The following is a 20,559-nucleotide window of genomic DNA, read 5'->3' as shown; positions in this document are numbered from 1 at the left end:
CTAATATTGAGAGAGGTTGAAATGGCAACGACAACAACGAGTGGTCCCATGACGACGGATAACGGACGCCTGACTCCCGCGTCGAAGAAGCGCATGCCTCCCGAGCTGAGCATCCTGATGGTGCTTTTCGGCATCGCCGCATTGTTTGAAGTACTTGGCTGGTTCATTGTCGGGCAGAGCTTTCTGGCCAACATGAGCCGGTTGCAGATTATTATTCTGCAGGTGTCGGTGATCGGCATTATCGCCGTCGGCGTCACTCAGGTCATTATCACTGGCGGCATTGATTTGTCCTCTGGCTCGGTAGTGGCGATGACCGCCATGATCGCCGCGACGTTCGCCCAGGATAGCAACTGGCCCAAGATCATCTATCCCGCGCTGGTGGACATGCCGTTTATCGTGCCCTTGGCGGTGGGACTGGCGATAGGCGCGCTGGCTGGCTTTATCAATGGCTGGCTGATCACTAAAACCAAGATTCCTCCTTTCATCGCCACTCTGGGCATGATGGTTTCCGCTCGCGGCATCGCCCGCTGGTTCACGGACGGGAGCCCGGTTTCCGGCTTTACCGAGAGCTTCACGATGCTCGGCAGTGGTTTGGGACGCTGGGCCCCAGTAGTGGTGTTTCTTTTGGTTGCGGCGTTTTTCCATGTGGTGATGCGCTACACCCGTTTCGGCAAGTTCACCTATGCGATCGGCGCCAATCCCCAGGCGGCGCGGGTTTCCGGCATCAATATCGATGCCCATCTCATCAAGGTCTATATGATTGCAGGCCTGTTGGCGGGGCTGGCGGCGATGGTGGCGATCGCCCGCATCAAAACCGCACAGGCGGGCATGGGATTGATGTATGAATTGGACGCCATTGCGGCGGCGGTGATTGGCGGCGTGTCGTTGTCCGGCGGACGCGGACGCATCACCGGGACGGTTATCGGCGCGCTGATCCTGGGGGTCATGCTGTCCGGTTTCACTTTCCTGCGAGTGGACGCCTATTATCAGGACATCATCAAGGGCGCCATTATCGTGTGCGCGGTGGTGGTGGATCAGCATCGGCAGAATAAGCGCAAGAAAACCAGCTGACCTGGCGCAGCGACTGCAGTATCGCCATGAAAAAGCCCGACGCGATAAGCGTGCGGGCTTTTTCTTTTAGTGCTGACCACGCTGACAGGACTGACGGGGCTAAATGTTTTCCAGAATATGTAGCTCCGGCGCCAACAATACCGGCGCAAAGCGTTGTGCGCCTTTAGCGTTGAAAGCGCGCACGAACAAGGCGAGGGTTTCAGCGGCCAGCCGTTCCACCGGCGTGGCGATCACCATGTCCACCAGCCCTTCGTTCAGCGCCTCGCGGGTGCTGGGCGTCAGCTCATTGCAGATGACTACCAGGTCTCTGTCCGCGGCTTCGCTGCGTAGTGCGGAAATCATCCCCGCCATGCCGCCGCCAGCGCTGTAAAGCGCCACCAGGTCAGGATGCGAGGCCAGCAAATTAGCGGTGGCCTCGGCGGCGAGACGGTCGTCGTCGAGATTGAGGATCGGGTCAAGCAGACGGAAGTTGCGCCCCAGTTCGCGAAAGTAGCTGATAAAACTGATCTCGGAAATTTCCTGATTCAGGTAGCGATGGCTGCCCAGCAGAATTCCTACTTCGCCCTCTTTTTTCGCTAATCGTGAAATCGCCCAGGCGGCGCTGCGTCCCGCTTTGCGGCTATCCAGGCCGAGGTGCCCGGCGCAGGCCTGAGTGGAGAGTTGCGACAGCAGGGTGATGACGGGCTTGCCCTGGGCGGCCAGTTGCTCGATGACCTGGTTGATTGAGTGATGGTCTAACGCCACCAGCGCCACGGCGTCAGAGGCCTCCGCAACTTGCTGCAGTTGTCCGGCGATGTAAGCGGGGGCGACTTCGTCCATGAAAATCAAATTTGTCTGGATCTGATAATCCCGCTGCCGTGCGGCGGCGTTGACCAGCGCGCTTCCCAACGCCTGATAAAAGGCTTCGGCGCTGCGTTGCAGCAGCAGTGTGATGGTCTTGCGGGGCTTGGATTCCTGAAAGCGTTTTTTCAGCAGCCCGGACGCGTGATAGCCGATATCCTCCGCCGCCAACAGCACTCGTTGCGCTGTTGCTTCGCGCACCTTGGAGCGATTATTCAGCACCCGGTCCACGGTGGCCGGGCTGACCCCCGCAGCTTGTGCGAGATCGGTGATGTTGGGGCGTTTGGACATGGCGTTGCGCCGCTTCAATCCGCCTTCAGCGCTACATAACGTCCGGTAAATCGCACCGCTGTTTCACCGTCCGCAAGAATCTCCGCCACCAGCTCCCGACGTGCTTTGCCCCGCTGCTGGTAAATGCTGACGAACTCGTCCACTTGCTGCGGCTCCGCAAAGGCGCAGCGCACTGCCAAACGCGCTGAGCGCAGCGGTTTCAGAAACTGAATCTGGCTGTCCTGGATCACGATGTCGCCCTTGAGTTCATGAGATTTCAGCGTCAAGGTCAGTAATCCCCATCCAGACAGCACGCACATGGAATACAGGCTGCCGCCGAAAGCCGTCGCTTTATCGTTAATGTTGTTTTCCAGCGGCGCCGACAGCGCCAGCGCCTGTCCATCATACTGATCGACGCGTAACGCCATCGCACGGGTAAGGGGAATTTCATCGTCGAAAATACGTTGCAATTGCGCAGCTAAAGACGCGTCACTCATAGCTTTTCCTTGGCGTAGTTGGATGTAGGCTAGAGGCTATTATAATCAGAGCAAGCGGGCAGGGAGTTAGCCATTCGTCGGTGTCTGGCGGTATTAGCTTTGGGGCGGCCACATCCAGAGAAATGGGCGGCATTCAGATGCGTCGCAACGCAATGCAACTCCATCACAATCCTTCTTCCCGCACTTCCTCACTGACTAATCGATATTGTCCTTCCCGGGATTCGCGCAGGTATCGCTCAATCTTGCCCTCTGCGTGCAGTTGTTGCAGGCCGGCGTTGAAGCGTTTGAGACGTTCAAGGCTTTCCGGTTTTTCCATAGAGAACAGGAGATGCATGGTGGTCAGCGGTTTTAGCGGGTGGGGGTGGTGCGTCACGCGATTGGCCTGCTGCGCCGGGAACAGGTCGCGGAGCTCGGCGTAGCCTGCTTCGACGTCTGAGGGAAAGATATCGAGGCGGCCCACCAGCAGTTTGCGCCAGCTCAGCTCGTCGGAGTGCACCCACTCAATCTCAAACAACCCGCTCTTTGCTGCATTCACAAATTCTTCGCCGTAGTTATAACTGTTGGTGCCGCCGACTTTCAGATTGCGCAGGTCGCTGAGTTCACGCCATTCGAACGTAGTGGTTTTGAGGTGGAAAAACACATATCCATATTTGCCGATGGCGTCGCTGTAGTGATGATGGGCCTCTCGTTCTGGTTTATGGCTCCAGGGAAAGGAGGCGTCCGCCAGCCCTTCTTCTGACATCAGCAGCGTGCGTTTCCAGGGAAAGAACTGGAACACGACTTCATCTCCCGCCGCCTCGAATGCTTCTTTGACGATGCGCGCGGTGACGCCATAGTGCTTTAACTGCGGCGACACATAGGGAGGCCAGTCGCCGGTGGCCACGGTCAGGGTTTCCGAGGCGACTGGCGCGGCGATCAGCAACAGGCTGTATAAAGCGGCGAGAACGGCGTGGCGTGGGCGGCCTATCGAGACGGACGAGGACATGGGATGCACCCTGCGACGTTAAAGCTGTCTTAGTAATTATAGGCGCTTCGGGCGGGATTACATTTCTTAACGGAAGGATGTAAGGCGTTACCCGGTTTCGTGATCCAGAGACCGCTTCCCGCCCCCGCGTTAGCTATAGTCATCAATAACATGGCAATGATATTGGCATGTTATTGATCAGGCGCATGGATGCGCCTGAGCGGCGCTTAGCCGCGGGAGACAGGGCCTGACATGTGCAGGCTCTGTCGTTGCAGACAAATAGAAGGAGGCTGTTTGTCCGCCTGGTTAATGTTGTTGCAAGCGCAAAGGAATCGCCATGAAAATATCAATGTCCCTGCTTCTTTCGGCGACGCTGTTCCTGACGTCCGCCGTCTCCGCGGCGCTGACGCCCATCAACGGCAAAATGGAAACCCCGCAAACCCTGAATGGTTTTGTACACCTTCCTGCTGATTACGATCCCCAGCGCGAGGAGGGGTATCCTCTGCTGATCTCTTTGCATGGACTGGGCGAATGCGGCGACGCCACCGTGAGTAACGGTGATGGAACCTATTCCCTGAACATGCAAATCCTCAACAAGGTGTCGGGCGCCGGCGTTCCCAGAATGATACGGGACGGACTGTGGGAAGCGTCGTCTCCCCTGATTGTGCTGGCGCCGCAGTTGCCCGCGGGCGGATCGGGTATCTGCGGCATGCACAAAAGCCGCTACGAGCAGATCTATAACCACGCGGTGGCCAATTACAACGTGGACCTGAATCGCGTCTACGTCTCCGGTTATAGCCAGGGCGGCAATGGAACCTACAACGTGTTGCGGGACCGGCCCGACACCATCGCCGCGGCTGCGCCTATCGCCGCCTGGTACCCGCAGGAGTTCGACTGCGACGCCATTCACCCTATCGCCGTCTGGGCGTTTCATGGCGATGAAGATCGCGTTATCGGTCATAACTCCGGTAAAAACGCCGTGGACAAAAAACTGAACGGCTGCGGCGATCCGGATTATCCGCCGAGGTATCCCGCCAAGCTGACCAGTTTCGCGGGGGTTGGGCATAATTCCTGGGATGGCGCTTACGGCCTGAAACTGAATCACACGTTCAAAAACAGCGATGGTCAGGTTGTAGACAGCAAAAATTACTATCTGGAATTGGCCTACGACCACAACGATCCCAATGTCGACGCCGCCGGCGCATACGGCGGCGATGGATATTACTATCACTACAACGAATTTGGCCGCCATGTCCTGTTTCACTGGTTGCTGAGCTTCGCCAAAGACGCCGGCGCGCCTTCCAATCCAGACCCGCAGCCGGGAGATGGCCTGTATCTGCGCCTGCACGGAGAAGCGGTGCAGTGGGATCAATTTCGCTTGTTTGAAAGCGCCCTGTGGAGCGGAGAGTTCGACTTGCCCGCCAGGGGACTGGATACGCTGTCGCTGTCCTTCAAGGCACTGAACGGCGCCGCGCCGTCGCAATGGTATGTGCAGTTGTGGGATACGCAGGTGAGGAAAGATCTGGGCGTGTCGTTGAACGACTACCTCAGCGTCGGCCCGGTTTGGAGTACGGTGGAGATTCCCCTTGCTGATTTCGCCGCCCAGGGTGTGGACTTGCGCCATGTGCAATGCGTGCGTTTGTTCTTTGGCCTCTCGGCGCAGTTGGACTTGGGGCTGGATGAAGTGAAATTCACCGGATCCGCAACGCCCCTGGTGTTTTTCGGGGCGCAGCATCCATCCTCCGCTTATCGCGCCAATGGCGCGCTCTCCGCAGAGTTGATCGTTGGCGAGGATAGCGGTGGTTGATCGTCATTGACGCCGAGAAAAACAAAAGAAGAGGACCGGGATGGCTCCGGTCCTCTGAACGCGCTTACGCGGGGGGGTTAGGGAATATCAGGCTGCGGCGACGGTGTCCGTGCGTAGCTGTTTGGCTGCATTAACCATGTTCTGCAACGCCGGACGCACTTCTTCCCAGTTGCGGGTCTTCAGGCCGCAATCCGGATTCACCCACAGTCGGTGTGCGGGAATGCGCTCGGCGGCTTTACGCATCAATTGAACGATGTGCGTTTCGCTCGGAATGTTCGGCGAATGGATGTCATACACTCCCGGGCCGATTTCATTCGGGTATTTAAAGTTGTCGAAGGCGTCCAGCAACTCCATGTCGGAACGGGAGGTTTCGATGGTGATGACGTCCGCATCCATCCCGGCGATGGCCTCGATAATGTCGTTAAACTCGGAGTAGCACATGTGGGTGTGAATCTGGGTTTCGTCTCTCACGCCGTTAGCGGCGATACGGAACGAGCTGACCGCCCATTGCAGATATTCCCGCCACTGCGCGCGTCTTAACGGCAAGCCTTCCCGTAACGCCGCTTCATCGATCTGAATGACGCGAACGCCGGCGCGCTCCAGGTCCTGCACCTCGGCGCGGATGGCCAACGCCAGTTGATAACAGGTGAGGGCGCGGGGCTGGTCGTCCCGCACGAAAGACCAGTTCAGAATGGTCACCGGACCGGTCAGCATGCCTTTCATCGGGCGGTCGGTGAGTGATTGCGCATACTTGATCCAATCCACGGTCATTGCCTGCGGGCGACTGATATCGCCGAAAATAATGGGCGGTTTGACGCAACGGGAGCCATAAGACTGCACCCAGCCGAACTGACTGAACACATAGCCGTCCAACTGCTCGCCGAAATACTCCACCATGTCGTTGCGTTCCGCTTCGCCATGCACCAGCACGTCCAGACCCAGGCTTTCCTGCTCTCTCACGCAACGCTCGATTTCCTGTTGCATCAGCGCACGGTATTCGTTGTCCTGCAGCTCGCCCTGACGGTAGCGGCGGCGCGCATTACGAATGTCCGCAGTTTGTGGAAACGACCCGATAGTGGTGGTCGGGAACGCGGGCAATTGCAGCCTTTGCGCCTGCTTGGCGGCCCGGGTTTGATAGTCGCTGCGACGATCGCCCATGTCAGCGGTGATCGCGTCCACGGCCTCTTTCACGGCTGGATTATGGACGCGAGAAGAGCCTTTACGGCTGTCCACGCAGGCCTGATTTTCCTGCAAGGCCTCTGCGACAGTATTGCGGCCCTCGTTCAGGGCTGTAGCAAGGATCTTCACTTCATCCAGTTTTTGCAGGGCGAACGCCAGCCAGGATTTGATCTCCGCATCCATTTTCTCTTCGCTGTCCAGGTCCACCGGCGAGTGCAGCAGCGAGCAGGACGGCGCCAGCCACAAACGCGATTGCAGCTTGTCATAAACCGGTTGCAGCCAGTCCAGGGTTTGATTGAGGTCGGTCTTCCAGATATTGCGCCCGTTCACCACGCCCAGCGACAGCACTTTATGGCTCGGCAGCCAGTCGATCAGTTTGCCGATCTCCGCACGCCCATTAATGGCGTCCACATGCAGACCGCCCACAGGCAGTTCGCAGGCCAGTTGCAGGTTGTCCTGCAGTTGTCCGAAATAGGTGGCCAGTAGCAGTTTGGCTTTACTGGATTTAAGCGTGTGATAGGCGAGGTTGAGCGCGTAACGCCAGTTGGCGTCCAGCTCGGTGACCAAAATGGGCTCGTCGATCTGCACCCACTCCACGCCCTGGCTGGCCAGTACGTCCAACAGCGCGGCGTAGACCGGCAACAGACGCTCCAGCAGGTCGAGTTTATTGGAGCCGTCTTTGCTCTTGCCCAGCCATAGATAGGTCACAGGGCCGATGATAACGGGCTTGATGTTGGCGCCGGTTTGTTTCGCCTCTGCAATTTCCGCCAGTAAACGGGACGGATTGAGTGAGAAGGCAGTGTCTGCGGTGAACTCCGGCACGATGTAGTGATAGTTGGTGTCGAACCACTTGGTCATTTCGCCTGCGTGAACGCAATGGCAATCGCTGTCCTGCGCCGAACGGCCGCGGGCGACCCGAAAGTAATTGTCGAGCTCGTCGCCTTGCAGACGGCTGACTCGCTCAGGTATGACGCCGAGGGTGAAGCTCATATCCAAGACTTGATCGTAGAAGGAAAAATCGCCCACCGGAACCAGGTCCAGTTGCGACTGATTACGCCAATGGCGCTGCCGCAGCTCCGCGCCGACTTTCAGCAGCTCCTCCTGGGGAATGCGTCCTTTCCAATAATCTTCCTGAGCGAATTTCAATTCCCGTTTTGCGCCAATGCGGGGGAACCCCAGGTTGTGAGTGGTAATCATGTCATGCCTCCTATGTCGATGACGTCATCATAGAGACTCCGAATTATGAAAAATAATGTTAAGATTTCATCGATCTATTAGATAAATTCATGAGTTGCTAAAATGCTGGAACGTAATCATCTCACCATCCTGCGGGAGGTGGATCGTTTAGGTTCGCTGACCGCCGCTGCGGAAAGCCTGTGCCTGACGCAATCCGCTCTCAGTCATGCGGTAAAGAAACTGGAGCAGCAAATGGGCGCGGCGGTGTGGACCAAGGAAGGTCGCAGTTTGCGCTTTACCCAGGCCGGAGAGTATCTGTTGGCGTTGGCCAAACGAATGCTGCCGCAATTCGAACATGCAGAACTGGTGATGAGTCAGTTCTCTCAGGGGCAGCGCGGCTCTTTGCGCATCGGTATGGAGTGTCATCCCTGTTATCAATGGCTGCTGAAAGTGGTGGCTCCTTACCTGCAGCGCTGGCCGGATGTGGATGTGGACGTCAAACAGAAGTTTCAGTTTGGCGGCATCGGGGCGTTGATCGGGTATGAAATCGACGTGCTGGTGACGCCGGACCCGGTGCGCAAGGATGGGTTGTCCTTTCAGCCGGTGTTCGATTATGAGCAGGTGCTGGTGGTGGGCGACAATCACCCGCTGGCGCAGGTCCCCTTTGTCGAACCTGCGCATTTACTGCAGGAGACTCTGATTTCTTATCCCGTGGATATCGATCGCCTGGATATTTACAACCAGTTCCTGTTGCCCGCGAATTGTAACCCCAGACAACACAAGACGATTGAGACGACGGATATTATGCTGCAAATGGTGGCGGCGGGACGCGGCGTGGCGGCTTTGCCGAAGTGGCTGGTGGCGGAGTATGCGCAGAAGATGCCGGTGCGTCCGGTGCGATTGGGGCCGCAGGGCATCGCCAAACAGATTTTTCTGGGTGTGCGCGAGGAGGACGCCGACACGGACTATTTGGCGTCCTTCGTCGCCATGGCGCGGGATGCGGAGTGGCGTGGATAGCGCGCTTCTTCTCAGGGCGTTCAGGCCTCTTCGCGTCCGAAGGGGCGTCGGGTGGGGAAGCTTGATGTTTCCATTTGCTCTGCGCCGGTGTCCGCGCTGTTGCGCTGAATATAGCGGCTGTATCGCTGCGCCAGCGGCGCGGCGGTGACGCCATGCAGTAATACGCTGAGCAGGATGGTCAGCACGGCGACGCTGAAAAGCTGATCTTTCCCGGGTGCATGATCCTGCTGCATGACCAGCAGCACATAGAGCAGGGAAGCCAGTCCCCGTGGCCCGAACCAACCCAGAAACAGCTTGCTGGTGAACTGCAGCCGGGTGCCGGTCAGGCTGATAATCACTGGGATGATGCGAATGACCGTCAGACTCAACAGCGCATAGAAAAAATGCGTCCAGGTGAGGTCTGGCAGGGCGTGGGGAATCATGATGGCGCCGAACAGCAGGAAGTTGATCAGGCTTAACAACTGGCCTTCGGTTTCCGCAAAACGGTGCAGCGGCGCGCAAAATACGTGGGTGCGCGTGCCTACCGCGGCGCCGGCGCAGAAGGCGGCGATAAAACCGTTGCCGCCGCACAGTTCCGCCAGACCGTATGAAGACATGGCGACGGCCAGCAGTCCCAGACGCTGATAGGTCGGGCTCACCCAGCGTCGTTGTACGCCGGCGTCCAGCGCGCGTCCCGCCGCAAGTCCCACGGCGACGCCGTAGATCGGGCCCAGCAGCAATTGCATCGACGCCAGTTCCAGCCAGTGACTGGCGCTGTGGTTTTCGCCAATCAGCCAGGACAGGCCAATGATCAGCAACGGCAGCGCCATGCCGTCATTGAGGCCGCTTTCCACATTGAACGCCTGACGGATGCGCACCGGTACGCGTTCATTGTTGATGACCGCCTGCCCCAGCGCCGCGTCCGTCGGCGCCAGGATCACCGCCAAGGTGAAAGCGCCCGCCCAGCCCAGCTCGGGAAACATCGGATAGGCGACCAAAGCGCCGACGCCAATACACAACGGCAAACCCAGACCAAGCAGACGCAGGGGAATATTGTGGCCTTCCCTGAGCTGACGCAGATTAATGCGGGAGGCGTCAGTAAACAGCACCCACACCAGAGTGACCTCCGCCAACCAGTGCGCCAGACTCCACTCAGGATCGGCGACGAGCAGACCCAGACCACGATCGCTGAGCAGCAATCCAGCCAGTGTGAAAAACAAGGGCGCGGTCATTGGGCCCTGCTGGGACCAACGCGAGATAAGCGCGAACGCAATAACCGCAGCGCCAAACAGTAGGAGCGTCAATTCAAAGCTCATGGATGATTTGTCATATCCGCCAGAGCGGACCAAAAATGAAAGTTTGCGGCCTCATGTCTTTTATTTTGTACCGACGTCAGCGACTTAGCGCAACCCAACGCACCAGTCCCGTCCCCCATTCGCTTAATTCATGCAACAAAGTTGTGCGGATTTGGCCGTTTTTCTGCGCTTATCTGGAAATTATAGTGCTCCCATCAATTATTCCTATGAGGAGTCACCGATCATGTTTCGCAAATTACTTTTAGCCGCATCCGTCGCTGTTTCATTCACCGCCGCCGTTGCAGCGAAAGAGCCGCTGCAATTGAAGGTTTACAACGCTGACGACAACAGTTTCAACGTCACTTCCACCGTCATCAGTGGTGAAACCGAAGCGGTTGTGGTGGATGCTGGATTCACTCGCGCCGACGCCTATCGCATCGCCGCCAATGTGCTGGATACCGGTAAAACGCTGAAAACCATCTTGGTCAGCAATGCCGATCCGGACTATTACTTTGGCGTGGAAGTGCTGAAGGAAATCTTTCCGCAAGCCGACGTCGTGGCGCCGCCTGCGGTGCTGGAGCACATCAAGGCCAAACTGCCGTTCAAAGTGGAATTCTGGGGCCCGAAAATGGGCGCTAACGCACCGCGCAACCCGGTTGTCCCGGCGGCGTTGAAAGGCAACTTCATCACCGTGGACGGAGAGAAACTGGAAGTGCGCGGCATGCAGGGCGAGTTGGCGCACCGTCCATACGTGTGGGTGCCTTCTTTGCAGGCGATTGTCGGTAATGTCGGCGTACTGTCTGACATGCATGTATGGATGGCGGATACGCAGAAGCAAAGCGAACGCGACGCCTGGGTAGCGCAGCTGGACGAAATGAAAGCGCTGCATCCCGCTATCGTGGTGCCTGGACACATGCTGCCGGATTCCGATATGGATGTGAGCGCCATCGATTTCACCCGCACGTACCTGAAGCGCTTTGAAGAAGAAGCCAAGGACGCTAAAAACGCAGACGCCCTGATGCAGGCGATGGAGCAGGCCTATCCGAAGCTGGAAACCGGGATCGCCCTGGAAATCAGCGCGAAAGTAGAGAAAGGGGAGATGAAGTGGTAGAACTCGACTACTTTTACGATCCCATCTGCGGGTGGTGCTACGGCGCCGCGCCGCTGATCAGCAAGGCGCGGGAAATGATGCCGGTTAATCTGCGCGCCGGCGGGTTGATGATCGGCGCCAATCGACAGCCGGTGAACGACGCGCTGCGCGATTACGTGATGGCCCATGATCAGCGGATTCAGACTCTGACCGGCCAGCCATTCGGGGATGCTTATTTCAATGGCCTGCTGCGGGATCATGACGCCGTTTTCGACTCCGAGCCGCCAATCCGAGCGGTGCTGGCGACGGAGAGCCTGGGCGGCGACGCACTGGCGATGCTGCACCGCCTGCAACAGGCGCATTATGTCGAAGGCGAGCGTATCGCCGACCTGGCGACCTTGACCCGCCTGGCGCAAAGCATCGGCCTGGACGGCGAACGCTTCACCGCGCAGATGTCCGTCAATGCCAGCTCCGCCGCCGCGCATATACAGTCGACGCGACGGGAGATGACGCGCCTGAGCCTGCGCGGCTATCCTTCTCTGGCGCTGATTATCGACGGCTCAGTGGTTCCGGTGACCGTCGGCCCTTATCTCGGCAAACCCGTCGCCTTCGCTACTCACTTGGAGTCGCTGATAGGAAGCAAGGCGCAGAATGACGACACGGACGATGCCCCCTTCTGTACGCCTGACGGCTGTTCCTGAGACTTTCATCTATCCGGGCAAGGACGCCCGTTGCAGCCATTCTGAGGGTGAAATTCTGTGTTAACTCGCAAGGCTATGTGAATGTTTAAGCGGCCTTTAAACCGAAGCGATAGCTTGATGATGACTGTTCTGTCTTGTAGCGTTTTGTTTAGAGGTCCCATAAGGCAGGGAGAGTGCGAGCCTGATGATGCACATAATGCTTGTCGTACCGCCTCTATATCAGAGGAGGAGTTGTTATAAATTATCTTTCTCTTGGATGGGATAAATTAATGACGAGGTGTTCTGGGGACCGTTACGAGCAAACTTTTTATGCAGTTAAGTGTCTTTATTTGGAGGGGAGGGGGCAATTAGCGTGGTTACCATATCAACCATTTTCCTTTTTACACTTTTGCTCTTTTTTCCGACTATTAAAGTGTGAAAAGGATCATCTTCAGTAGGGTCTGCCACTAACTTCTGTGGGGGAGATATCTGATTCCTTAAGTCGCCGCAATTGATGGCAACTAGCCCCCAGCCTTCTTTTTTTCTAGTTTCACCTAGGGCGTCTTGCAACTGTTTATTGGAATCTAATAGTTTTTCTTTGTGAGTCGTTGAAATTTCAACGTCATTAGTTTCGCTATCTGAAAATATTGCACTGGTTAATCTGTGGGTATTTCTATTATGGTCAAACTTGAACATTATTGGCCAAGAGGGAACCCTTCTAAGTAAATTTTCTTCATTAAGGATGCTGGGGTCATCATCCCGTTCAGGCAACGTTTTCACTACTTTTAGATTCGAATTCATCCACATACCTTCTAGTCAACTCTTTAATTAGATTGGTAAGCATGGCTAGGTTGGTTGTGAGAGTTTTCTCTTTCCATTCGTTATCTGCATTTAAGTCCATATAAGAAACTATACACTTACTTCCAGACTCGATTTCTATTTCAATATCATAATTGCATATGCTCCATTCAAACTGAATGTTTCCATTTGGAGTAGGGAATACATCTGGCGTTGGCGTTGTGATTTGGAATGTATAGCTTGCGAGCTGTATAGCACCTAAGAGGGCATTTGTTGAAGGCGGCTTTGCATTATATGAATCCCAGTTAGGTTGGAGTGAGGTGAGAGCTTCCAGTTGGCTAGCAACTTTACTCACTGCTATGGGGTAGCTGTCTTCACTTATAGCAGAGCCTCTGCTGAAAGGATCTGTAAATTGAATGATATTTGTCATTACCTACTCCATTTTTCTAATAAATCATCTCGTATCATGGCCTTGAAGCTATGATTAATTGTGCTGCTCAATAGATCCATCGTAAGCAATACATCGCTTAATGATGAGCCTAATGGATTTGCCCTCGCCACAAACTTTAGATAGTAGTAAGTATCGCAACTAGATTCCTTTTGAGCTGTGCTGATTGTGGTGTATATGCGACCAATATGCTCACCATTGTGACTAATAATGTGTTTGAGGTTTAATGCGAAAGACTCTAGCTCCAAACTCTCAATTTTCGTATGTTTCTCAACTATGCCGACAAATACTTCCTGAGCTGACAAACCATCTGCGTCAATATGGTTTACATAGGTTAGCTCAACTTGATCAATTTCCGGTTCTCCAAGGCTTTCTCTTTTTAGAAATTTTGTGAAATTTGTATAGTGTTCAAGGTATTCTTCTTTTAACTTCGGGAATCTCGGGTACTCGCTATTGCCTTTTTTGAGCCAGTTGAAGATGAAGCGATCCTGTTGCAATTGGATAACTTTGTCACTTTTATGTGAAATAAAGTATAAACGAGGGTTTGGTACGTCAGTATTAAACCTTAATTGAGGAGTATCCCTTTGGATTATTCCAAATTTTTCAATTTCATGTGAAAGCTCATGATGCCTTTTAACTATAGGGAAATCTTGGCGATACTCGCTCCAAAGAAGCCCCCTAAAGCCAGTATGCAGGCTCTCTAGCCTGGAGAACTGGAGAGAAAATGAGGTCTCTACGAGTGGAGGTGTAATTAAATCGAGTTCGAGCCTTTTCATCTGGGTACCTGAGCTATTGCTATGGAAGAGTGTAGCAAACGATAAAAAGAAGCCCAACAATGTTCAGGTATATAGATGTCTGCCCTTAGTTACCAATTTAGACCTGTATAAAATCTGTCTACAGCGTAAAATAGACGTAATGTGCTGAATTTATTATAAATTTATCTAAACCCCTATTTTGCCTCGCTCTTCTAACGATGCTGAGTATGAGATTCATGCCTGTACCGGCGTGCTGGATGTTCAATTGAGCCCAAACTAAGCTCACTTTCCAGGATAAACAGGCCGGTGGCGGCCTGTTTTCTCTCAACTCTATGATTAACCGTTTTTCAACCCATTAAGCTCCATGTTACTTACGCGCCGCCGCTATAGGCGGGGTAGTCCGTATATCCCGCCGCATCGCCGCCGAACAAGGTGGCGGGATCGCTGATGGCGTTCAGCTCCAGATTGTGTTGCAGGCGGTAGGGCAGGTCCGGATTGGCCAGGAACATGCGTCCGAAGGCGACATAGTCGGCGTAGCCCGCCTTGAGGATCGCGTTGGCTTTATCGGCGTTGTAATTGCCCGCCACGATCACCGCGCCGCTGAAGGTTTCACGCAATTGGCGGCGAAAACTGTCCGGTACGGGCGGGGCGTCGTCCCAGTCCGCTTCCGCCAGGTGAATGTACGCCATGCCTAGTTCGTCGAAGGTTTTCGCCGCCGTCAGGATGGCCCCAGGCGCTTCCGGGTCGTCCATGCCTCTTTGGGTAATGAACGGTGATAGGCGGATGCCGACCCGATGCGAGCCGATGGCGTCGCACACAGTACGCGCCACCTCCTGCACGAAACGGATTCGCTTGTCGAGGCTGCCGCCATAGTCATCGTCGCGCTGGTTGGCGGTGGCGCGCAGGAACTGGTCGATCAAATAACCATTGGCGCCGTGAATCTCAACGCCATCAAATCCCGCCTCCATGGCGTTAAGCGCCGCCTGCCGATAGTCCCGAATAATCGCCTGGATGTCCGCCTGACTGAGGGCGCGCGGAGTGGGGCAATCCAGCATCTGTCCCACTCCGTCCTCACCCACGATCCAGACTTTGGCGTCAGGCGCGATGGCGGAAGGCGCAACCGGCTTGCCGTCCTCATGCAATGAGGCGTGGGACATTCTGCCGACATGCCAGAGCTGGCAAAAAATCCGTCCGCCAACGGCATGGACGGCATCCGTGACTTTGCGCCAGCCGGCGATCTGTGCGTTGGTGTAGATCCCGGGCGTGAAGGAGTAGCCTTTGCCCTGTGCGGAAATCTGCGTGGCTTCGCTGACGATGAGTCCAGCTTGCGCCCGCTGGGCGTAATAGACCGCCATGAGATCGCGAGGCGCGTCTTCAGGCTGTTCGGTGCGGGCGCGGGTCATCGGCGCCATGACAATGCGATTGGGGATGTCCAGTGCGCCAATAACGCCCGGGTTAAACAGTAATGGATAATGCATGGGAATACTCCGCTCAAGAGGGGTAAGGGGTTTTGTCTTCGGCGAACAACAGTTCCAGCTTCAGTCCCTCCGGACCTTCCACAAAAACCTGATGTTCTCGTGAAGCGGGCACGGTGCGCTCGCTATAAGTCGCGCCGTGATGCCGTAAACGGGATAAGAGTTGCTCGTAATCGGCGCCCGCCAGCGCCACATGATCAACTGCGCCGCGTCCTTCCAGCGTGTTATCGCCAAGATAGGCGGCCTGCTCTTCGTCCGACGCATCCGCGCCGACCAAATGAACGATGGGGCGGTCGTCGCTGTACAGCCAGGCGCCGGGGAAGCGGAAGCCGGGACGGTCGCCGTTCCTGAGTCCGATGACCTCTACGAGAAACGTCGTCATGGCCGTCAGGTCTTTGCTGCGAATCAGAACATGATTGATATACATGGGAGTCACTCTGTTGACGGAAGCTGATGTAATGCAGCCTAATGCTTATAGAAAAAGTTGATAATCACCGTTTATGTGTAATCTGTTTTCGTAAAGACTGAATAATATGAGCAAGATTGACGACATTGAGCTGTTTGTCAGAGTGGTGCGCGCAGGCGGACTGGCGGCGGCCGGGCGGGAAGTGGGCCTGTCGCCGGCGAGTATGACGGCGCGCATGAATGCGCTGGAGGCCCGTTACCAGACCCGTTTACTGCAGCGCAGCACTCGTAGCATTGCATTGACCGAGGCGGGCGCGCGCTTTTACGAAGCCGGTCAGCGGGTCGTCGCGGAAATGGCGCAGGCGGAAGCGGTTCTGCTGGAGAAAGAGGGAGAGCTGCGCGGCTCGCTGCGCGTCACCGCCACCTCGGATTTTGGCCGGCAGTATGTGGCCCCGGCTTTGGCGCAGTTTGTCAGCCTGCATCCCCAGGTGCGACCCGCTTTGCATTTGCATGACGGGGTGGTGAATTTGATTGAAGAAGGCTTTGATCTCGCCATTCGTTACGGCAATCTGCCGGACAGTAATCTCATTGTACGCCCACTCGTGGCTGACAATCGTCGCGTGCTTTGCGCGTCGCCGGCTTATGTTGAGTCATTTGGTTTGCCTCAAACGCCGGAAGACCTGCTGGGGCATCGCTGTCTGGTGATGACTCGCTTTGGCGAAATGTTGGCGGAGTGGCGCTTTCAGTCCGACTCAGGCTGGCGAACGCTAACCGTGGAGGCTTTTCTGGCGAGCAACGATGGCGCACTGATCCGCCAATGGGCGTTGGCGGGTCTGGGTATCGCGCTAAAATCCTGGTGCGATGTGAGCCGGGATATAACGGAAGGTCGACTGCTCCAACTGTTGCCGGATCAGGTCGTCGGCCTGCATGGCGCAGACGCGGGCGCAGTGGGGCTACAGATGATCTACCCCAGCCGCAAGTACACGCCAGCCTGCGTAAAGGCGTTTATGGACTATCTGGGAGAGTTCGTAACAAGCGAAGCCGGCCTGTGAGGCCGGCGTATCGGCTAGCCGCGGGAGACAGGGCCTGATTAATACATCAGACTGCAATCAACTTGCGGTCATTTTGCCCCGGCAATGTTTTATAACTGACGGAACGCGCGGCGGCCACTTGGTAGGTCGGGCTCTTCACGGTGTCGACGAAACGCCAGTCCGCCCTGGCTTCGTCTGCAGTGAATGTCGTCAGCAGGTAGCCGCGCTGATTGACGTTCAGATACCGCAAATCGCTCACCAGCGTGGTCACGCCCAATTCGGTCTGGGCAATCGTGGTCGCGTCATCGGGCAGGGAAAGGTAAGTTTCCAGACCGGGAGAGGACACCGAGGCGGTGGCGAACTCCACGCCGACATGGTCGCCGGACAGGGTTTTCAGATCGCTGGCCCAGGCGTTGTGAGTGTCTCCCGCCAACGCCACCAGATTCTTGTTCATGGCCTTCGCTGTCTCAAACAACACTTCCCGTTCCGCAGCGTAGCCGTCCCAGGCGTCCAGGTTGTAAGGCAGTACGGTTTCCACTCTTGCGCGTTCCGCATCCGTCACGCTGGGGTCGCCCATCAGGATACGGCCCTTGATATTCGCCAGCTCGGCGAAAGCAGGCAGGATGGTGTTGGGGTCTGGGTCCAGCAGCTGCGTCAGCAGTTCCGCGGGCAGCAGCATGCGTCCCATCAGAATTTGCTGGCCCAACACCTGCCAGGTGGCGTTGGACGCGGCCATGGCGTTCTGCAGCCAGTTGCGCTGTTCCGCGCCGAGCAGCGTACGGTTGGCGTCGCTGATGTCTGCGCTGAACTGAGGCGCGTTGAAGGCGCCGCTGACCGGATCCAGATAGTCGAGATAGTCCAGTTGCTTGTCGCGTGCGAGGACCCGGGTGTCGAGCATGTAGAGGGACACCAGATCGCCGAACTGGAACTGGCGATAAATGATTTCCTGATTATCATCCACAACCGGCCGAATCGGCATCCATTCGAAGTAAGCCTGCAGCGCCGCTATTTTGCGGTCCTCAAACTCGCCTTCGCCCTCACTGTGGTTTTTAGCGCCGGACTTCCAGGTGTCGTCAGCAATCTCGTGGTCATCCCAGACGGTGATGAATGGGGTTTTGCGGTGCAGCGCCTGGAGGTTGGCGTCGCTGCGATATAGCGCATAGCGCTTACGGTAGTCTGCGAGGGTCAGGATTTCGTTGGCGTTGTCGTCCGGCAACGTGCGTCCGATGGCGGCGGCGTCTTCCGTCGCATAACCGCCGGCGCCGTATTCGTAGATGTAGTCTCCCAGGTGGATGACGGCGTCCAGGTCGTCATGTAACGCCGCTTCCGCATATACATTGAAGTGTCCGGCGGGATAGTTGGCGCAGGAGAACACGGCGAACTTCACCTGTTCCGGGCTGACCGTAGGTAAGGTTTTGGTGACGCCCGCTGGAGACGTCGCGCCGTTTGCGGTGAAGCGGTAGTAATAAGTCGCTCCGGGTTGCAGGTTCAACACGTCTACTTTGACGGTGAAGTCCTGAGCGGCGGAGGTCTGAGTGGTTCCGGTGTGGAGCAGGTTGATGAAGCCGGCGTCGTCCGCCACTTCCCAGGATACCGACACCTCGGCGCCAGCGTCGTCGGGGAGGGCGCGGGTCCAGATGATCACGCGGTCGCTGAGCGGGTCGCCGCTGGCGACGCCATGACTGAAGGTTACCTGATAGGGCGCATTGCCGTCGTCATCGGAGCTGCATCCCATCAGACCAGTGGATATCGCCAACGCCCCCATGCCGGCGGCGGTGACTTTGATAAAGTCGCGTCTGCTTATTCTTTTCATTATTCCTTTCTCTGTCCTGCCTGTGAAAGTCGCGCGGAAGATAGAGGGATAATGTTACATAATTATTTAATTTTTCTAGAAAATGCGGGCTTATTTCAGAAACTTGTGCGAATCGTCACGAAATCAGATCCCAATAGGGCGGATCGCCAAAACGATCCTGCATGAACTTGACGAAAACGCGAACCCGGGCCGCCAAATGCCGGTTAGGCGGGTATAACAGGCTCAGATAAACCGGCGGCGCCTGATACTCCGGCAGCACGCTCACCAGACGTCCCGTTTGCAGCTCAGGGCCGGCGATAAACGTGGGCAACAAGGCGACGCCAAGCCCCGCTACCGCTGCGTCGCGCAGCGCTTCCGCGTTATTGCAGCACAGCACGCCATTCACCCGTACGCTGGTTTCCGGGGCGTCGCCGCGACGCAGGCGCCACGTGTAGCCGGAGGCGAGATTGCCGTAATGCAGACAAGGACGGCTGGCGAGTTCTTTGATGGTGCGAGGGCGACCATACTGCTGCAGATATCCCGGAGACGCGCACAACAGGCGTTTTGCTTCGACGATGGTATGTTCAATCAACGAAGGCGCTTCGCGGGTTTCCGCCACTCTCACCGTAATGTCGAAACCTTCCGACACCGGATCGATGAAGCGGTCGTCCAACACCAGTTGCACGCGGATGTTGGGATAGCGCGTCATGAAGTCCGCCAGGGAGGAACTCAAATGCAAGGTGCCGAAAGACATGGGCGCGTTGATTTTCAGATCTCCCTGCGGCTCCGCATGGTCGGATTGAATGGCGGTTTCCGCTTCCTGCAGATCGTTAAGAATGGATTTTGCGCGCAGATAAAACGCCTGCCCGGTCGGGGTGAGAGAGACTTGTCGCGTCGTGCGGGCCAGCAGGGTGACGCCCAGTTCGTCCTCCAGCGCAATCACCTGTCGATTCACCTGCGAGCGCGACAGTCCCATCTCTCGCGCCGCCTTGGCGAAGCTCTCAGCTTCCGCCACCTTTACGAAGGCTGTAAGCCCCGCGAGTTTGTCCATGGCTTCCTCTCAATTTCCGTTGACGTTTTCGGTTCAGCCTTTGTGTTGCGTGTACAAATACTGGTGTGCGCGCATAAATATTGGCGTACGTGCTCAAGTATTTAAAAATTGTCGCATATATAGCGACACTATGGCTCAATTCTGACTAATTGTTTACGAATATGGGAGGTTTAAACTGTCTCCATACAACGAATACAGGAGGAGACAGTATGAATATTCGCAGATCACACGAGCGTGGCGTCGCCAATTTCGGTTGGCTGCACTCAAAGCATACGTTTTCGTTTGGACATTACTTCGACCCTGCGCATATGGGCTTTGGTCCTCTGCGTGTGATCAATCAGGATCAAGTGACGCCGGGCGCAGGCTTCGATACGCATGGGCACAGCGATATGGAGATCATTTCCTATGTCGTGTCCGGCGCGTTGGAACACAAAGACAGCATCGGCAACGGCTCTGTTATCGTCCCGGGAGAGCTGCAACGGATGACTGCGGGAACCGGCATTCGTCATAGCGAATACAATCATTCGCGGACAGAGGGCGTGGAATTCCTGCAAATCTGGATTTACCCGGAGCAAAAAGGACTCAAACCGGGATACGAGCAAAAGGCGTTTGCGCCGGAATCCATGACCGGCGTTTTTCGTCTGATCGGCAGTCGCGATGGCGCGCAGGACTCGGTGACGATCCACCAGGACGTTAACCTGTACGCCGCCCGTCTTAATGGCGCAGAGTCTGTGTCTCTGGATATCGACCCGCAGCGAGGCGTGTGGGTGCAGGTCGTCAAAGGGAATGTGGAGCTGAACGGGGAAGCGTTGACGGGAGGCGATGGCGCGGCGCTGGAAAACGTCAGTCAGCTCACCTTCGCCAACGCGGACAATGCGGAAGTGCTGGTGTTTGATATGAAAATGCAGGCTTAGAAGAGCGAGAGTCTCGATCCTGTAG

The 20,559-nt window shown here is 56.2% G+C and carries 19 protein-coding genes; 7 read left to right on the top strand and 12 right to left on the bottom strand.

The window, feature by feature from the left end; translation table 11 throughout:
* The first annotated feature begins 48 nt into the window (after nt 1-48).
* Nucleotides 49-1,071, top strand: a complete 1,023-nt coding sequence (locus tag O5O45_RS20495) for an ABC transporter permease (protein WP_305901204.1) — start codon at nt 49-51, stop codon at nt 1,069-1,071.
* A 99-nt stretch (nt 1,072-1,170) separates the two neighbouring features.
* Here O5O45_RS20495 and O5O45_RS20490 read toward each other — a convergent pair whose 3' ends face one another.
* The 3 genes from O5O45_RS20490 to O5O45_RS20480 all read right to left on the bottom strand — a co-directional run bounded on the left by O5O45_RS20490 (nt 1,171) and on the right by O5O45_RS20480 (nt 3,663).
* The gene (locus tag O5O45_RS20490) at nt 1,171-2,202 is read right to left on the bottom strand and encodes a LacI family DNA-binding transcriptional regulator (protein ID WP_305901203.1); all 1,032 of its coding nucleotides are present in this window, start codon (nt 2,200-2,202) and stop codon (nt 1,171-1,173) included.
* A gap of 14 nt (nt 2,203-2,216) precedes the next feature.
* Nucleotides 2,217-2,678, bottom strand: coding sequence for a thioesterase domain-containing protein (locus O5O45_RS20485; RefSeq protein WP_305901202.1), 462 nt, complete (start codon nt 2,676-2,678; stop codon nt 2,217-2,219).
* Between the two features lie 163 nt (nt 2,679-2,841).
* Nucleotides 2,842-3,663, bottom strand: coding sequence for a substrate-binding periplasmic protein (locus O5O45_RS20480; protein WP_305901201.1), 822 nt, complete (start codon nt 3,661-3,663; stop codon nt 2,842-2,844).
* A gap of 316 nt (nt 3,664-3,979) precedes the next feature.
* Between O5O45_RS20480 and O5O45_RS20475 the strand changes: the two genes are divergently transcribed.
* Nucleotides 3,980-5,449 carry a carboxylesterase family protein gene (locus tag O5O45_RS20475; RefSeq protein WP_305901200.1) on the top strand — a complete coding sequence of 490 codons (1,470 nt, stop codon included), beginning with the start codon at nt 3,980-3,982 and terminating at the stop codon, nt 5,447-5,449.
* An 87-nt stretch (nt 5,450-5,536) separates the two neighbouring features.
* Here O5O45_RS20475 and metE read toward each other — a convergent pair whose 3' ends face one another.
* Complete coding sequence (gene metE, locus O5O45_RS20470; protein WP_305901199.1) at nt 5,537-7,825, bottom strand: 5-methyltetrahydropteroyltriglutamate--homocysteine S-methyltransferase; 2,289 nt, start codon at nt 7,823-7,825, stop codon at nt 5,537-5,539.
* Between the two features lie 102 nt (nt 7,826-7,927).
* On the opposite strand from metE, the gene O5O45_RS20465 reads away from it, so the two are divergent.
* Complete coding sequence (locus O5O45_RS20465; RefSeq protein WP_305901198.1) at nt 7,928-8,821, top strand: LysR family transcriptional regulator; 894 nt, start codon at nt 7,928-7,930, stop codon at nt 8,819-8,821.
* Nucleotides 8,822-8,841: 20 nt separating this feature from the next.
* Here O5O45_RS20465 and O5O45_RS20460 read toward each other — a convergent pair whose 3' ends face one another.
* Nucleotides 8,842-10,116 carry a cation:proton antiporter gene (locus O5O45_RS20460; RefSeq protein WP_305901197.1) on the bottom strand — a complete coding sequence of 425 codons (1,275 nt, stop codon included), beginning with the start codon at nt 10,114-10,116 and terminating at the stop codon, nt 8,842-8,844.
* 223 nt (nt 10,117-10,339) lie between these two features.
* Here O5O45_RS20460 and O5O45_RS20455 point away from each other — a divergent pair, with 223 nt between their 5' ends.
* Both O5O45_RS20455 and O5O45_RS20450 read left to right on the top strand, forming a co-directional pair.
* A complete protein-coding gene (locus tag O5O45_RS20455; protein ID WP_305901196.1) occupies nt 10,340-11,206 on the top strand; it encodes an MBL fold metallo-hydrolase in 867 nt (288 codons plus the stop codon).
* Nucleotides 11,200-11,886 carry a DsbA family protein gene (locus O5O45_RS20450; RefSeq protein ID WP_305901195.1) on the top strand — a complete coding sequence of 229 codons (687 nt, stop codon included), beginning with the start codon at nt 11,200-11,202 and terminating at the stop codon, nt 11,884-11,886. The genes O5O45_RS20455 and O5O45_RS20450 overlap by 7 nt, the downstream gene beginning before the upstream one ends.
* A 315-nt stretch (nt 11,887-12,201) precedes the next feature.
* On the opposite strand, the gene O5O45_RS20445 is transcribed toward O5O45_RS20450, so the two are convergent.
* The 5 genes from O5O45_RS20445 to O5O45_RS20425 all read right to left on the bottom strand — a co-directional run bounded on the left by O5O45_RS20445 (nt 12,202) and on the right by O5O45_RS20425 (nt 15,768).
* Nucleotides 12,202-12,666, bottom strand: a complete 465-nt coding sequence (locus O5O45_RS20445) for a hypothetical protein (protein ID WP_305901194.1) — start codon at nt 12,664-12,666, stop codon at nt 12,202-12,204.
* Nucleotides 12,629-13,093, bottom strand: coding sequence for a hypothetical protein (locus O5O45_RS20440; protein ID WP_305901193.1), 465 nt, complete (start codon nt 13,091-13,093; stop codon nt 12,629-12,631). The genes O5O45_RS20445 and O5O45_RS20440 overlap by 38 nt, the downstream gene beginning before the upstream one ends.
* A complete protein-coding gene (locus tag O5O45_RS20435) occupies nt 13,093-13,887 on the bottom strand; it encodes a TIGR04255 family protein (RefSeq protein WP_305901192.1) in 795 nt (264 codons plus the stop codon). Before O5O45_RS20435 ends, O5O45_RS20440 begins: the two co-directional genes overlap by 1 nt.
* Before the next feature lie 350 nt (nt 13,888-14,237).
* Nucleotides 14,238-15,344, bottom strand: a complete 1,107-nt coding sequence (locus O5O45_RS20430; RefSeq protein WP_305901191.1) for an alkene reductase — start codon at nt 15,342-15,344, stop codon at nt 14,238-14,240.
* Nucleotides 15,345-15,357: 13 nt separating this feature from the next.
* On the bottom strand, nt 15,358-15,768 hold the full coding sequence (locus O5O45_RS20425) for a VOC family protein (RefSeq protein WP_305901190.1): 411 nt from the start codon (nt 15,766-15,768) through the stop codon (nt 15,358-15,360).
* A gap of 106 nt (nt 15,769-15,874) precedes the next feature.
* Between O5O45_RS20425 and O5O45_RS20420 the strand changes: the two genes are divergently transcribed.
* Nucleotides 15,875-16,798, top strand: coding sequence for a LysR family transcriptional regulator (locus O5O45_RS20420; protein WP_305901189.1), 924 nt, complete (start codon nt 15,875-15,877; stop codon nt 16,796-16,798).
* Between the two features lie 46 nt (nt 16,799-16,844).
* On the opposite strand, the gene O5O45_RS20415 is transcribed toward O5O45_RS20420, so the two are convergent.
* Together O5O45_RS20415 and O5O45_RS20410 are read right to left on the bottom strand one after the other, a co-directional pair.
* Entirely contained in the window at nt 16,845-18,590 is a 1,746-nt protein-coding gene (locus tag O5O45_RS20415) for an alkaline phosphatase D family protein (protein WP_305901188.1), read from the bottom strand.
* A gap of 115 nt (nt 18,591-18,705) precedes the next feature.
* Nucleotides 18,706-19,620: a LysR family transcriptional regulator gene (locus O5O45_RS20410; protein ID WP_305901187.1), complete on the bottom strand. Its 915-nt coding sequence runs from the start codon at nt 19,618-19,620 to the stop codon at nt 18,706-18,708.
* Between the two features lie 209 nt (nt 19,621-19,829).
* Here O5O45_RS20410 and O5O45_RS20405 point away from each other — a divergent pair, with 209 nt between their 5' ends.
* Nucleotides 19,830-20,534 (top strand): pirin family protein, encoded by a 705-nt coding sequence (locus O5O45_RS20405; RefSeq protein ID WP_305901186.1) that lies wholly within the window; start codon nt 19,830-19,832, stop codon nt 20,532-20,534.
* The last annotated feature ends 25 nt before the right edge of the window (nt 20,535-20,559 follow it).

Source organism: Hahella sp. HNIBRBA332 (assembly GCF_030719035.1).
Taxonomy (GTDB): domain Bacteria; phylum Pseudomonadota; class Gammaproteobacteria; order Pseudomonadales; family Oleiphilaceae; genus Hahella.
The sequence above is the reverse complement of the archived record's forward strand: the minus strand, read 5'-3'. Positions and strand labels throughout refer to the sequence as shown.